This window comes from Altererythrobacter sp. H2, from assembly GCF_035319885.1.
In the GTDB taxonomy this organism is placed as follows: domain Bacteria; phylum Pseudomonadota; class Alphaproteobacteria; order Sphingomonadales; family Sphingomonadaceae; genus 34-65-8.
The window spans coordinates 271,804-285,396 of record NZ_CP141285.1 but is presented as its reverse complement, the minus strand read 5'-3'; the positions used below and the strand labels follow the sequence as shown (position 1 = coordinate 285,396).

14 protein-coding genes are annotated in these 13,593 nt (G+C 65.7%); 11 read left to right on the top strand and 3 right to left on the bottom strand.

All coding sequences use genetic code 11. From position 1 onward, the window contains the following. The first annotated feature begins 7 nt into the window (after window positions 1–7). The 11 genes from U4960_RS01385 to wecC all read left to right on the top strand — a co-directional run bounded on the left by U4960_RS01385 (window position 8) and on the right by wecC (window position 9,778). Window positions 8–1,279 (top strand): glutamate-5-semialdehyde dehydrogenase, encoded by a 1,272-nt coding sequence (locus U4960_RS01385; protein WP_324261829.1) that lies wholly within the window; start codon window positions 8–10, stop codon window positions 1,277–1,279. 10 nt (window positions 1,280–1,289) lie between these two features. Then, window positions 1,290–1,940 carry a nicotinate-nucleotide adenylyltransferase gene (locus tag U4960_RS01380; protein ID WP_324261828.1) on the top strand — a complete coding sequence of 217 codons (651 nt, stop codon included), beginning with the start codon at window positions 1,290–1,292 and terminating at the stop codon, window positions 1,938–1,940. 67 nt (window positions 1,941–2,007) lie between these two features. Then, the gene (gene rsfS, locus U4960_RS01375) at window positions 2,008–2,430 is read left to right on the top strand and encodes a ribosome silencing factor (protein ID WP_324261827.1); all 423 of its coding nucleotides are present in this window, start codon (window positions 2,008–2,010) and stop codon (window positions 2,428–2,430) included. A 12-nt stretch (window positions 2,431–2,442) separates the two neighbouring features. Next, on the top strand, window positions 2,443–2,865 hold the full coding sequence (locus U4960_RS01370) for a 23S rRNA (pseudouridine(1915)-N(3))-methyltransferase RlmH (protein WP_324261826.1): 423 nt from the start codon (window positions 2,443–2,445) through the stop codon (window positions 2,863–2,865). A 4-nt stretch (window positions 2,866–2,869) separates the two neighbouring features. Continuing rightward, window positions 2,870–4,078 carry a murein hydrolase activator EnvC family protein gene (locus U4960_RS01365; RefSeq protein WP_324261825.1) on the top strand — a complete coding sequence of 403 codons (1,209 nt, stop codon included), beginning with the start codon at window positions 2,870–2,872 and terminating at the stop codon, window positions 4,076–4,078. A gap of 100 nt (window positions 4,079–4,178) precedes the next feature. Further along, a complete protein-coding gene (locus tag U4960_RS01360) occupies window positions 4,179–5,516 on the top strand; it encodes a S41 family peptidase (protein WP_324261824.1) in 1,338 nt (445 codons plus the stop codon). Window positions 5,517–5,533: 17 nt separating this feature from the next. Further along, window positions 5,534–6,007, top strand: a complete 474-nt coding sequence (locus U4960_RS01355) for a disulfide bond formation protein B (RefSeq protein WP_324261823.1) — start codon at window positions 5,534–5,536, stop codon at window positions 6,005–6,007. After that, on the top strand, window positions 6,007–6,555 hold the full coding sequence (locus tag U4960_RS01350) for a demethoxyubiquinone hydroxylase family protein (protein ID WP_324261822.1): 549 nt from the start codon (window positions 6,007–6,009) through the stop codon (window positions 6,553–6,555). Before U4960_RS01355 ends, U4960_RS01350 begins: the two co-directional genes overlap by 1 nt. A 103-nt stretch (window positions 6,556–6,658) precedes the next feature. After that, the gene (locus U4960_RS01345; RefSeq protein WP_324261821.1) at window positions 6,659–7,225 is read left to right on the top strand and encodes a hypothetical protein; all 567 of its coding nucleotides are present in this window, start codon (window positions 6,659–6,661) and stop codon (window positions 7,223–7,225) included. Between the two features lie 56 nt (window positions 7,226–7,281). After that, entirely contained in the window at window positions 7,282–8,418 is a 1,137-nt protein-coding gene (wecB, locus tag U4960_RS01340) for a non-hydrolyzing UDP-N-acetylglucosamine 2-epimerase (RefSeq protein ID WP_324261820.1), read from the top strand. Window positions 8,419–8,476: 58 nt separating this feature from the next. Further along, entirely contained in the window at window positions 8,477–9,778 is a 1,302-nt protein-coding gene (gene wecC, locus U4960_RS01335) for a UDP-N-acetyl-D-mannosamine dehydrogenase (RefSeq protein ID WP_324261819.1), read from the top strand. On the opposite strand, the gene U4960_RS01330 is transcribed toward wecC, so the two are convergent. The 3 genes from U4960_RS01330 to U4960_RS01320 all read right to left on the bottom strand — a co-directional run bounded on the left by U4960_RS01330 (window position 9,779) and on the right by U4960_RS01320 (window position 13,334). After that, window positions 9,779–10,792: an NAD-dependent epimerase/dehydratase family protein gene (locus U4960_RS01330; RefSeq protein ID WP_324261818.1), complete on the bottom strand. Its 1,014-nt coding sequence runs from the start codon at window positions 10,790–10,792 to the stop codon at window positions 9,779–9,781. 11 nt (window positions 10,793–10,803) lie between these two features. After that, window positions 10,804–12,072, bottom strand: coding sequence for a nucleotide sugar dehydrogenase (locus U4960_RS01325; protein WP_324261817.1), 1,269 nt, complete (start codon window positions 12,070–12,072; stop codon window positions 10,804–10,806). Window positions 12,073–12,155: 83 nt separating this feature from the next. Beyond that, window positions 12,156–13,334: a DegT/DnrJ/EryC1/StrS family aminotransferase gene (locus U4960_RS01320; protein WP_324261816.1), complete on the bottom strand. Its 1,179-nt coding sequence runs from the start codon at window positions 13,332–13,334 to the stop codon at window positions 12,156–12,158. Between the last annotated feature and the right edge of the window lie 259 nt (window positions 13,335–13,593).

Below are 13,593 nucleotides of genomic sequence, written 5' to 3'. Positions count from 1 at the left end.
AGCGCTGATGACTGTCCAAACCACCCTATCGACACCCGCTGAAATCGTCGCCAGTCTGGCGCGGGAGGGGCGTCAGGCCCAGCGCCAGCTGGCGCAGATGAGCGACGCTGCAAAGGCTCACGCCCTGCGCGCTGCTGCGGCAGCCCTTCGGCTGGCTGAAGACGGGATTCTTGCAGCCAATGAAGTCGATCTGGCGGCCGGTGCTGCAGCTGGTCTGGCCCCAGCCATGCTTGACCGGTTGCGACTCGACTCCGCCAGGCTGGCGGGGATCGCCGATGCGGTGGAGCAGGTTGCGGCTCTGCCTGATCCGGTGGGCGAGATCATCGACCAGAGCGAGCAACCCAGCGGATTGCGCCTGAGCAGGGTCCGCATCCCGATCGGCCTGATCGGGATCATCTACGAGAGCCGCCCCAACGTGACGGCCGATGCTGCGGCATTGTGCGTCCGCTCGGGCAACGCCGTGCTGCTGCGCGGGGGAAGCGAAGCGGTCCATTCCAACCGCGCCATCCATGCAGCCATGGTTCGCGGCCTGACCGAAGGCGGCGTTCCGTCTGCTGCGGTCCAGCTTGTCCCTGATCAGGATCGGGCAGTGGTCGGCGCCATGCTCGCGGCAGCGGGCCTGATCGACATGATCGTTCCGCGCGGCGGCAAGGGCCTGGTGGCCCGGGTCCAGGCCGATGCCCGGGTGCCGGTGCTCGCCCACCTCGACGGGATCTGCCACACTTACCTCCATCACGACGCCGATCCGGCAATGGCGCAGGCGATCGCGGTCAATGCCAAGCTGCGCCGGACCGGCATCTGCGGGGCCATGGAAACCCTGCTGATCGATGCGCGGTTCGCTGGCGCGCAGCAAGTCTGTGCAGCACTTATCGAAGGTGGTTGCGAACTGCGCGGTGATCCCCGCGCGCGGGCGCTCGATCCGCGCATCCTGCCTGCGGCGGAAGCCGACTGGGGCACCGAATACCTCGACGCGATCCTGTCAGTCGCCGTGGTCGACGGGCTGGATGCAGCGATGGACCACATCGCCCGGCACAGCTCTGGCCACACCGAAGCGATCGTGACTCAGGATGACGCCGCCGCCGAACGCTTCCTCGACGAGGTCGATTCGGCAATCGTCATGGTCAACGCCTCGACCCAGTATGCCGATGGGGGCGAATTCGGACTGGGGGCGGAGATCGGCATCGCGACCGGGCGGCTTCATGCGCGCGGACCTGTCGCACTGGAAGGGCTGACGACCTACAAGTGGCAGGTGCGCGGCACCGGGCAGACCCGCCCGTGAAGGCCAGCGTGTGAAAGCGCAGCGGATCGGCCTGCTCGGAGGCAGCTTCAACCCGGCCCATGGAGGCCACCGTCGGATTAGCCTGTTCGCGCTCGAAGCGCTGGGTCTCGACGAGGTGTGGTGGCTGGTGTCGCCGGGCAACCCGCTCAAGCCCCGGGCTGGTATGGCCCCCCTTGCCAAGCGGATGCACGCGGCGGTTCGGGCGGCCCGGCGGGCACCGATCCGGGTGACCGCGATCGAGCAGGCAATGGGCACGCGCTTCACGGTCGATACTCTCGCTGCGCTGCGCCGCCGCTATCCCCGCCAGCAGTTCGTCTGGTTGATGGGAGCGGACAATCTGGCCCAGTTCCACCTCTGGCGCGACTGGCGCCGGATCGCGCGGACTATGCCGATTGCGATTATCGCCCGGCCGGGTTATGATGCATCCGCTTTCGCCAGCCCAGCGATGGCCTGGCTCCGGCGGTTCCGTGTTCCGCCGACCAGCCTTTCCCGACCGGGCAAATGGAGTTCACCGGCACTGGCAATCCTCCGCTTTGATCCTGACAGCCGCTCGGCCACCGACATCCGCCGGGCCGATCCTGAATGGGCGATGCGCATGTCTGACCAGTCCGTCCGGGATTCAATCACCCGCCAGCTCATCGACGTTAGCGGAGGGCGCTAGGTCGCCATGCCGCTCACCCGTCCCTCCCTTCCCCTTACCTCACCCTACAGGAGCACCGTATTCGCCCATGACCGAGGCGCAAACCCATCTGCCGCCGGATTTTCCCGGAACCCGGCCTGTGACTGACATCGAAACCGAACCCGGATCGCTCCATGCGCTGGTAATCGGCCAGCTCGACGAGGACCAGGCGCAGGACCTCGTCTCCATTCCGCTGGCGGGGAAGTCCACCATTGCCGATCACATGGTCATCGCGTCGGGCCGCTCCACCCGTCAGGTCGCCGCCATGGCGCAGAAACTGGCGGAAAAGATCAAGCAGGCGGGCCTCGGCCCCGTGCGGCTGGAAGGCCTGCCTGCAGCCGACTGGGTCCTGATCGATGCGGGCGATGTGGTCGTCCACCTGTTCCGGCCCGAAGTGCGCAGTTTCTACAATCTGGAACGGATGTGGGCCTTCGGCGATGCGCCCCTGACAGCGGCAACGGGCCCGGCCTGAAGCCGACAGTCCATGCTGCTGCACGTCGTTGCCCGGGGCAAGCTCGGCCGGTCGCCTGAAGCAGATCTGGTCGAGCGTTACGCCAGGCGGATCAGCTGGCCGCTCAAGCTGACCGAACTGCCTGATTCGGGCGGCAAGGCGCCTGACCTGGGCAGCCCTGCAAGGCTGGTCCTGCTGGACGAACGGGGGCGCGACCTCGATTCGGACCAACTGGCCCGGCAGCTTGGCCGCTGGCGGGACGACGGTGTCCGCGAGACGCGCTTCGTGCTTGGCGCGGCAGACGGCCATAGCAGCGCAGAGCGGGAACAGGCCGATCTCCTGCTTGCCTTCGGCAAGGCCACCTGGCCCCATCTTCTCGCCCGGGCGATGCTGATGGAGCAGATCTACCGCGCCACCACCATCCTTGCCGGGCACCCCTATCATCGGGCAGGGTGACCCGGTGTCCAGACCCCGCGCCTTTCTGATCATCGTGCCGATACTGGCCAGCCTGGCTGCGGCCGGTCTGGCCCAGCGGGATGCCGCCTTTGTCCAGCCCGCTGAAACGCGCGCCGCGCTGGCTCGCGCGCAGGCCCAGGCAGCCGAGGCCGAACGGCGCAGCGTCCGGCTGGAGCGCGAAGCGCGGGCAGCGACCGAAGCGGCCGAGAAGACCGCGCGCGAAGCAGCCGCTCTCGCGGCCCGGATCCAGCAGGCCGAGGCGGGGATTGACGCAGCCGAAGCGCGGCTCAGCCTGATCGACGGGCAGCGCGGCCAGCTTGAGCGCCGCCTTGCCGAGAGGCGCGAACCGCTCCTTCGCCTGACGGCCGCCTTGCAGAAACTGGCCCGGCGGCCAGTGGCGCTTTCCGCCCTGAGGCCCGGCTCGCTGCGGGAAACCGTCTATCTCAGCGCCATGCTGGAGACGACAATGCCCGAGGTGAGGCGGCGCACGTCAGCCCTGCGGGCTGAAATCGACCGTGGCCGACGATTGGAGCGCGAAGCGCGGCAGGCTCTGGCCGCCCTGCGCACAAACGAAGACGAGCTGGCCGATCGGCGCCAGCGGCTGGCGGCACTGGAAACCCGCCAGCGGCTTGCCTCACGTCAGGCCAACAGCGCGTCTGCCCGGGAAAGCGAGCGCGCGCTGGCCATGGCCGAAGAAGCGCGTGATCTCGATGCTCTGGTCGAGCAGCTGGACGAAGCTGCCGGATTGCGCGCCGATCTCGCCGCCTTGCCCGGGCCGGTCCTTCGCCCGGCCCAGCCGCGCATCGCGGAGGTTGGTGAAACCGCCCCGTCAGCTCTTTCGACCGGGGCGCCCGAGGGATACCAGTTACCTGTAAGCGGCCGCACGGTGACAGGCTTCGGCTCGGTGCTGGGCACCGGCCTCGTCAGCAAGGGCATCGCCATTGCACCCCGCAGCGGAGCGCAGGTGGTGACGCCTGCCGGCGGACGGGTAGCGTTTGCCGGCCCTTATCGCGGGTATGGCCGAATCGTGATTGTCGAACATGATGGCGGCTGGGTCAGCCTGGTTACCGGCCTTGCACGAACCGATGTCGCGGTGGGTGATATGCTGGTGGGCGGCGCCCCGCTCGGTGTCGCCGGGGCAGGCACGCCTTTGATCAACCTGGAACTTCGCCGCAACGGGAAGCCGGTCAATCCGCTCGATCAGCTGCGCTGACGCAATGCAGCGCCGCCCCCGCATGGTACAGCCCCGGAAAGGTCATCTGGCGTTAAGCCGGTGCAGGGGATAGGATAGGACGATCAGGAGTCCCATGCCCATGAAGTTCGCCGCCTTCCTCAAGTCTGCTGCCCTGGTCACTGCCGTGGCCATCATCCCGGCCACGACCGCCGGAATGGCCCAGGTTGACGGGCGCGCCGGGCCGGAGTTTTCGCGCCTGTTTGCCGTCTACCAGCGGATCAAGACCAGCTATGTCGAGCCCGTCGAGGATGAAAAGCTGATCCGCGGGGCCATCGATGGCATGCTGGCGTCGCTCGATCCGCATTCCGGCTATCTTGACGGTGCATCGTTGCAGCGGCTCGAAACCATGATCGACGGCAACTATTCGGGCCTCGGCCTGTCGGTCCAGATGGAAGACGGGGCGGTCAAGGTGATCTCGCCGTTCCGGGGCAGCCCGGCAATGGATGCAGGGGTCAAGGCGGGCGATTTCATCACCCATCTCGATGGTAAGCTGATTTACGGCGGTGATCTGGACGACGCGGTGCGGCAGATGCGCGGCCCGGCGGGAACCAGCATCCGGCTGACACTTTTCCGGCCTGGCCGGGACGAGCCGTTCGACGTGACGGTTACCCGCGGGGTGATCGAGCTTGAACCAGTCACGCACAAGCTGGAAGCGGGCGGGATCGGCGTCATCACCGTCAACGAATTTTCGCGCGACGTCGGCTCGGACGTCTTCGCGGCCTGGAAGGCGCTCGATGCCGAGGCGCGCGGCGGCCTGTCGGGGCTGGTACTCGATATGCGGTCCAATCCGGGTGGTTCGCTCGACGAAGCAGTGGCGCTGAGCGACCTGTTCCTGTCGAGCGGGCGGATCGTGTCCCAGCGGGGCAGGTTGCGCAGCGAATCGTTCTCCTATGATGCCGAGACGATCTTCCCCGGCGAGATTGCCAAGAACGTACCGATGGTGGTGCTGATTGACGCCGGTTCCGCTTCGGCATCCGAAATTGTTGCCGGTGCACTGCAGGACCATCGCCGCGCCGTGATCATGGGCGACCGCAGCTTTGGCAAGGGCAGCGTGCAGACACTGCTGCCGCTGGGCAACGATGCCGCGCTTAAGCTGACTACGGCCCGTTACTACACCCCGGCCGGGAATTCGGTACAGGAAGGCGGGATCAAGCCGGACATTGCGGTGCCGCAGCTGTCGGATCCGGACCGGGAGAAACGCGCTCGTTTTCTGATGCGCGAATCGGACCTGCGCGGCCACCTCGTCAATGAAGCCTCACTGAAAGACGAAGAGCTCGAACGGGACAAGCGCGACGACCCGCGCTTCCAGCTGACCTCGGCCCAGTTGAAGGAACAGGGGGTGGAAGACTTCCAGCTTCATTACGCGATGGAGACCTTGCGCCGTACGTCTGGCGGCACCATCGTTCGTCGCAACTGATCCGGGGGGCTGCCCAGTTGACTTCCGATCGTCTGGTCGTGGCGCGCCGCTTGGCACTCGGCGTTCCGGCCCTGCTGCTGGCGGGGGCTTACATTTCGGAACTGGGCTTGGGGCTCTACCCCTGTGAAATGTGCTGGTGGCAGCGCTATCCCCATTTCCTGGCGGTTGCGCTGGCTGTTGTCGCGTTTCGCCTGCCTCCGGCCCGCCTGTGGGTTTCCCTCGCGGGGCTGGCAGTGCTGGCCTCGGGGCTGATCGGCGGTTTCCATGCCGGCGTTGAATATGGCTGGTGGGAAGGCATCACCGGTTGCGCCACGGCAGTGCCGGATGGCGGGGGCAGCGCGCTCGACAATATTCTGGCGGCGCCGCTGGTCCGCTGCGATGCGGCCCCATGGACGCTGCTGGGCATTTCGCTGGCCGGCTTCAATTTTCTCTTTTCGACCGGGGCCGGGATCGCCATCTTGGCTTTGCTGACCAAGGAGCGCCACCGCTGATGCCTGCCCCCCACACGTCTTCCGGCGATGCCCGTCCCGCGACCGACCGGATGATCCGGGTCGATCAGGCGGGCGAATTCGGTGCGACCCGCATTTACGCCGGGCAGCTGGCCGTCATGGGTGACCGGCATCCGCTTTCTGCCGAGATCCGCCACATGGCAGAACAGGAAGCGGTTCACCGGGCCAAGTTCGATGCCCTGATGGCGCGGCGCGGGGTACGCCCCACGGTGTTGCAGCCGTTCTGGTCGGCCGCAGGCTTTGCCCTGGGCGCAGGCACGGCCCTGCTCGGCCCGGAAGCAGCGATGGCCTGCACCGCAGCGGTCGAAGAGGAGATCGACCGGCACTATTCCGAACAGCTGGACGAGCTGGAATCGACCAATGCTGACCCGGAACTTGCCGGGATGATTGCCGAGTTCCGCGAGGACGAACGCGATCACCGCGATGCGGCTCTGGCGGCTGGGGCGGAACGGGCACCGGCCTACCCGCTCCTGTCGGGCGCGATCCGGCTCGGCTGCCGGGTTGCAATCCGTCTTGCCGAGCGCATCTGACCCGCTTCATCTGGAGTTCAGTGCCGGGAGCGCCTATATAGCGCTTTTCCGGAACCGGCGCCGATAGCCGTGCGCCCACGCAGGAACGACAAGGAGCCTGGCCATGAACCGCCTCACCGCCGCCCTCAGCCTAGCAGGCATGGCACTCGCTTTGCCACTGGCCGCGCAGGATGCCGTTACCGACGACGTGCGGATGTCGATCGTCTATGGAGACGATGCCGCGCCGGAATGCCCGGCGGGCGAGATTTGCGTTGTAGCCCGCATGCCCGAGGAAGATCGGTTCCGCATTCCGCCCAACCTGCGCTTCAGCGAAGATCCCGCCAACACGGCCTGGACCCAGCGGGTCGAGAAGCTGGAGATGATCGGCGACTTTGGCACCATGTCGTGCTCGCCCGCCGGGGTGGGCGGATTCACCGGGTGCACCCAGCAGATGATCCGCGCCGCTTATGGCGATCGGGCCGATGGAGCCGACATCCGTTTCAGCGAGCTGATTGCGTCCGCCCGGGCTGACCGGTTGTCGCAAATCGACCAGACAGCCGCCGAGCAGCAGGCGCGGGTCGAGCAGATCGAACGCGAATATATGGAGCGCCTGGAACGGGAACGTGCGGCTGAACTGCCAAACGAGCGCCCGGTTTCCGAAGAAACCGCCCCAGGACCTGACGGCCAGTAGAGGCCGCTCTGCCGCTGCCTATGGGGCGTTAACCAAATTGCGCTAGGGGCGGGCGCATGAGCACACCCCGCACCATCCTCACCGTTTTCGGCACCCGGCCGGAAGCCATAAAACTGTTTCCGTTGATCCATGCACTGGAAGACGATCCTCGCTTCCGGTCCCGCACCTGCGTGTCCGGCCAGCACCGCGGCATGCTCGATCAGGTGCTCGAAATTGCAGGAGTGGTGCCGCACCACGATCTCGACGTCATGCAGCCGGATCAGACGCTCGATGCGCTCACAGCCCGCTTGCTCACCGGGCTCGGTGCGGTGATGGACCTGGAGAAACCCGACGTGGTGGTGGTCCAGGGTGATACGGCCACGGCCATGTGCGGCGCGCTTGCGGCCTATTACCGCAAGATTCCGGTGGTCCATGTCGAAGCGGGCCTGCGCAGCGGGAACATCCACCATCCCTGGCCCGAAGAGGTCAATCGCAAGGTGATCGGCAGCTTCGCCGCGCTCCACTTCGCTCCCACCGAAACGGCCGCAGAGGCCTTGCGGCGGGAGAATATTGATCCCGCCACGATCCACGTCACCGGTAACACGGTGATCGACGCGCTGCACTGGATCACGGCGCGAATCGCGCAGGAACCCTCTCTCGCACAGGGGCTGGCCGGGCTCGAGCAGCGGTTTGCCGGCAAGCGGATCATCGGCATGACCAGCCATCGACGCGAGAACTTCGGTGAGGGGATGCGCGGCATTGCCGACGCCGTGAAGCGGCTGGCCGCGAGGCCCGATGTGGCGGTGATCTTCCCGGTCCATCTCAACCCCAACGTCCGTGCGGTGATGAACGCTGAACTGGCCGGCCTCGATAATGTGGCGCTGATCGAACCGCTCGATTATCCGCACTTTGCCCGCCTCATCGCAATCAGCACGCTGATGCTGACCGACAGCGGCGGGGTGCAGGAAGAAGCGCCGGCCCTAGGCAAACCGGTGCTGGTGATGCGCGAGACGACTGAGCGGCCCGAAGGGGTGGCGGCAGGAACAGCGCGCCTGGTCGGGACAGACGCTGACCGGATCGTCGCGGAAACCACCCGCCTGCTCGATGATACCGATGCCTACGAGGCGATGGCCCGGGCGCACAATCCCTTCGGTGACGGCAAATCGAGCCAGCGCATCGCCGAGCTTCTCGCCGATCGAGGACTGGCCGGGTAAACGGCATATTTACCACCCCTGCCTATGGCGGTGCCAGACCACCGGAGGCAGGAATTTCATGCAGGGCGATACCAAACCAACCGTCTGCGTCATCGGGCTCGGCTATATCGGCCTGCCGACCGCCGCGATTATCGCGCGGGCCAATTGCCGGGTGACCGGGATCGACGTGTCCGACCATGTGGTCGACACGATCAATCGGGGCGAGATCCATATCGAGGAAGTCGATCTCGACGGCCTGGTCCGCGGCGTCGTCCAGCGCGGGCTCTTGCGCGCTTCGACTCAGATCGTCCCCGCTGACGTGTTCGTGATTGCGGTCCCCACCCCGTTTGCGAAGGACGGCCAGCACACCCCTGACGTCTCCTATGTCATGGCGGCCGCAACCGAAGTGGCCGGCGTGCTCAAAAAGGGTGACTGCGTGATTCTCGAATCGACCTCGCCGGTCGGCACGACAGAAGCGATGCGGGACCTGATCGCCGGACTGCGCCCCGACCTCAAGCTACCGGGCAAAACGACTGACACGCCCGATGTCGCCATTTCCTACTGCCCCGAGCGGGTGCTGCCGGGGCGGATCCTCGAGGAACTGACCCACAACGACCGTTCGATCGGCGGCATCACGCCCCGCTGTGCGCGCAAGGCGCTGGCTTTCTACAAGCTGTTCGTGCGCGGCACCTGCGTCACCACCGATGCCCGCAGCGCGGAGATGACCAAGCTGGTCGAAAACAGCTTCCGCGACGTCAACATCGCCTTCGCCAACGAACTGTCGATGATTGCCGACACAATGGGCCTCGACGTGTGGGAAGTGATCCGCCTCGCCAACCGGCACCCGCGCGTGAACATTCTCCAGCCCGGTCCAGGCGTTGGCGGGCACTGCATTGCGGTCGATCCGTGGTTCATCGTCCATGGCGCACCGGAGCAATCGCGCATCATCCGCGCCGCGCGCGAGATCAACGATGCCAAGATGCACCACGTGCTGGCGCGCGCAACTGCTCTGATCGAGGCCAATCCGGGCGTCCCGGTTGCCTGCATGGGCCTCGCCTTCAAGGCCAATATCGACGATTTCCGCGAAAGTCCGGCGCGCTATGTCGCGGCCAGTCTCGCGCGCGAGTTTGGCGAGCGGGTCAACGTGGTGGAGCCCTATGCCACCGCGCTGCCGAAGGAATTCGACGGCACCGGCGCAGAGCTGGTCGACCTCGACACTGCGCTGGAGACCTGCGGCGTGCTGATCGTGTTGGTCGACCACGACGTGTTCCGCGTGGTGCCATTGGAAGAACGCGCCAGCGCGGTGGTCTATGACACGCGCGGAATCTGGCCCGATTCCTCAATGGAGCCGAGCAAGCCGGGCCTGCGTCTGGCGAGTTGATCAGACCGCGTAGTAATCCCGGTACCAGGCGACGAACTGGCGGATGCCCTCGCGATAGCCGGTCTCGGGCTTGTACCCGGTCAGACGCTTGAGCAGGTCGGCGTTGGCCCAGGTTGCGGGGACGTCGCCTTTCTGCATGTCCATGTAGTTGCGCTTGGCCTCGATCCCGCATTCCTGTTCGATCGCTTCGATGAAGTCGAGCAGGCGGACCTTGTCGCTGTTGCCGATGTTGACCACCCGGAAGGGCGCGACCGGGGAGAGACTGTCGCCTTCGGGAATGTCCGCGCGGCTGTCAGGGCGTACCGGGGCTGCGTCGATCAGCAGGCGGATGCCGCGCACCAGATCGGTGACGTAAGTGAAATCGCGGTACATCTCACCGTGGTTGTAGATGTCGATCGGCTCGCCGTTCAGGATTCCCTTGGTGAACTTGAACAGCGCCATGTCCGGGCGGCCCCACGGGCCATAGACCGTGAAGAACCGGAACATCGTGGTCGGCAGATTCCACAGGTGGGCATAGCTGTGGCCCATCGATTCGTTGGCCTTTTTGGTCGCGGCATAGAAGGTCATCGGCGTCTCGACCCGCTCCAGCTCGTCGAACGGCATGTCTTCGTTGGCACCGTAGACCGAACTGGTCGAGGCCATCAGCAGGTGATCGACGCCCAGCTCGCGCGCGCATTCCATCACGTTGAAGGTGCCGATGATGTTGGCATCGAGATAGGCGCGCGGGTTCTCTAGGCTGTAGCGCACCCCGGCCTGTGCCGCGAGATGGACGATGACGTCCGGCTTTTCTTCCATGCACAGGGCGTGGAGCCGGTCGAAGTCCTCCAGCATCCCGATGTGGGCGCTGAAATGCTGGTTCTGGAGCAGCATCTGGTGCCGCCGCTCCTTGATCCGTACATCATAGTAGTCGGTCATCCCGTCAAAGCCGACGACGGCAAAGCCTTCCTCGAGCAGCAGGCGCGACAGATGAAAGCCGATGAACCCGGCGCTGCCGGTGACGAGTACCTTGCGCATTGTAAGTCCTCTCAGAGCCTGAAATCGGCGTTTGCCAGCACGCCCTTGATGTCGGCCAGGACGCCGCCTTCGGCCAGCAGGCCGCGCAGCGCGGTTTCACCCATGTCGATGTACTCGCTGTGCGGCACGGCGAGCAGGACCAGGTCGTACTGGCGGGACAGGGCATCACTATCCAGCGTCAGGCTGTACTCGTGCTCTGCCTCGGCCGCATCGGCGCGCGGGTCATGCACGGTCACGGTGTGGCCGCGGCTGGCCAGGCTGCCGATCAGGTCGGCGACCTTGGAGTTGCGCAGGTCGGGGACGTTTTCCTTGAAGGTCAGGCCCAAGACCAGCGCCTTGCCGGCTTTCTCGCCGCAGGCGGCGTGAAGCTGGCTGGCAACCCAGTCAGCCATACCGTCGTTCACGTCCCGTCCGGCCAGGATAACCTTGGGGTCATGGCCCAGCTCTTCGGCGCGGTGCGAGAGGTAGTAGGGATCGACCCCGATGCAGTGGCCACCCACCAGACCCGGCGTGAAGGGCAGGAAGTTCCATTTGGTGTTGGCCGCGGCCAGCACGTCCCACACGGAAAGGTCCATCTTGCCGAAGATCTGGGCGATTTCGTTCATGAAGGCGATGTTGATATCGCGCTGCGCGTTCTCGATTACCTTGGCCGCTTCTGCTGCCTTGATCGAGGCGGCGCGGAACGTGCCGCCGGTGGTCACGGCCGAATAAAGATCGGAAACCTTGTCCAGCACCTCGGGCGTCTGGCCGGAGACGACCTTGGTGATCCGGTCGATGGTGTGCTCGCGGTCGCCCGGATTGATCCGCTCCGGGCTGTAGCCGAGGAAGAAATCCTGCCCGCAACGCTTGCCGGACACTTCCTCCAGGATTGGCCCGCAGATGTCTTCGGTCACGCCGGGATAGACCGTGCTCTCGTAGACAACGATCGGGGTCAGTCCGGCGTCAACCGCCTGGCGCACCATCGCACCGACTGTGCGGGATGCCGCGCGGACAATGGAAAGATCCGGCCGGTTGGCCTCGTCGATCGGGGTCGGCACGGTGACGATGTAGAAATCGGATGGCGGGCACTCGGCGGGCTCGGCTGTTACCGCCAGCGAGGAGGCAGCTAGACGGTCCGGCTCGATTTCGCCGGTACGGTCATGGTTTGTGTGAAGCTCCGCCACGCGCTTGCGGTCAACGTCGAGACCGGTGGTGGGGAACTTCTTGGCCAGTGCCACGGCAAGGGGCAATCCGACGTAGCCCAGACCGATCACGGTCACATGGCTAAGGCTGTTCGTCACTGTGTTTCTCCTCGCAGGGATTGGGGGTGGTCCAGGCCGGGACCGCGCGCGGCTTTAACGGCGCCAGCGGCGCGGTTCAATGGTCAGGCGATGGCTTGGCTGAGGACCGAACCAACCGCATCGCAGATGCGGTCAACATCGGTATCGGTAAGGGTTGGATGGGTCAGGAACATCAGGCTCGTTTCCCCCAGCTCCCGGGCGTTGGGGAGGCGCTGCAGAGGCCGCCAGCCGGTGCCGTCGAAGGCTTTCTCGAGGTAGACTTCGGAACAGCTGCCATGCAGCAGGGGCACGCCCCTGGCTGCGACCTCGGACACGATCCGGTCCCGGCTCCAGCCCGGAGCCAGCGATTCGGGCACAACATATGCGTAGAAGCGGTACCAAGCGTGGGTTAGTTCGGGAGCAGGCTGCGGAGCGCGAACGCCATGGGCAAACGGCTCGAGCATCTCGGCATAACGGGCTGCGATGGCTTTGCGTCGCGCACTCCATTCCAGCATCCGGCCGAGCTGGATACGGCCGATCGCCGCCTGCATTTCAAGCATGCGCCAGTTCGTCCCGATGGACTCGTGCAGCCAGCGGAAGCCCGGCGGATGTTCGCGATGGAACACGGCCTCGTAGGATTTTCCGTGGTCCTTGAATGACCACATGCGCGCCCACAGGTCGGCATCATTGCAGGTTACCATCCCGCCCTCGCCGCCGGTCGTCATGATCTTGTCCTGGCAGAACGACCATGCTCCGGCGTGGCCGATGCTGCCCACCGGACGCCCGTCTACCATTGCCCCATGCGCCTGGGCGCAGTCCTCAATCACATAGAGCCCGCGCGATTCGGCCAGGGCCATGATCCCGGACATGTCGCACGGCCAGCCGGCCAGATGAACCGGGATGATCGCCTTCGTGCGCTCGGTGAGGCAAGGGGCAATAGTGGCGGGCGAGATATTGCCGCTGTCACGATCGACATCGGCAAACACGGGTGTCGCGCCCGCGTTGACCACGCAGGAAACAGAGGCGATGAAAGTGCGCGGGGTAACGATGACTTCGTCGCCTGGGCCTATCCCCAGGCCCTTCAGGGCAAGGTCCAGTGCCAGTGTCCCGTTGGCGAGCGCGATCGCATGCGCGGTCCCGGCAAATTGCGCGAACTCGCGTTCGAACGCGCGCACTTCCTCGCCGGTCCATTGGTTTACCCGGCCTGACAGCAAGATTGCCGCCACCCGATCCGCTTCGTCCTGGCTGTAGGATGGCCAGGGAGCCACCGATGTGCCGAGCATGGGATGTCCTGTCCGTTCGCTGACCGGTTGGTCCGCGTTCCGGGCGTGTCGGTTGCCCGAATGCCGGGCACAAATCAAGCGTTAGCAGGTTCTCCGAGCCCGGTAACGCGCTTGCCCGCGCGGGCTGGAGCCCATAGAGGGCTACGCCTACAGCGAGGGAGTTTGCCACTTGGCATCAACGCCGCCAACAAGTCCCCACCGGCCCACGCCTTGGGCACGGCTGCGAAGGCGTTTGCTCAATCGGGCCTGGTACGCGACG

What these genes read in the sequence shown, in the direction of transcription:
- wecC (WP_324261819.1), top strand. Translation starts at nt 8,477, where the DNA reads ATGCAGGGCGATACCAAACCAACCGTCTGCGTCATCGGGCTCGGCTAT.
- U4960_RS01350 (WP_324261822.1), top strand. Translation starts at nt 6,007, where the DNA reads ATGCCTGCCCCCCACACGTCTTCCGGCGATGCCCGTCCCGCGACCGAC.
- U4960_RS01320 (WP_324261816.1), bottom strand. Translation starts at nt 13,334, where the DNA reads ATGCTCGGCACATCGGTGGCTCCCTGGCCATCCTACAGCCAGGACGAA.
- U4960_RS01385 (WP_324261829.1), top strand. Translation starts at nt 8, where the DNA reads ATGACTGTCCAAACCACCCTATCGACACCCGCTGAAATCGTCGCCAGT.
- U4960_RS01345 (WP_324261821.1), top strand. Translation starts at nt 6,659, where the DNA reads ATGAACCGCCTCACCGCCGCCCTCAGCCTAGCAGGCATGGCACTCGCT.
- U4960_RS01330 (WP_324261818.1), bottom strand. Translation starts at nt 10,792, where the DNA reads ATGCGCAAGGTACTCGTCACCGGCAGCGCCGGGTTCATCGGCTTTCAT.
- U4960_RS01370 (WP_324261826.1), top strand. Translation starts at nt 2,443, where the DNA reads ATGCTGCTGCACGTCGTTGCCCGGGGCAAGCTCGGCCGGTCGCCTGAA.
- rsfS (WP_324261827.1), top strand. Translation starts at nt 2,008, where the DNA reads ATGACCGAGGCGCAAACCCATCTGCCGCCGGATTTTCCCGGAACCCGG.
- U4960_RS01360 (WP_324261824.1), top strand. Translation starts at nt 4,179, where the DNA reads ATGAAGTTCGCCGCCTTCCTCAAGTCTGCTGCCCTGGTCACTGCCGTG.
- wecB (WP_324261820.1), top strand. Translation starts at nt 7,282, where the DNA reads ATGAGCACACCCCGCACCATCCTCACCGTTTTCGGCACCCGGCCGGAA.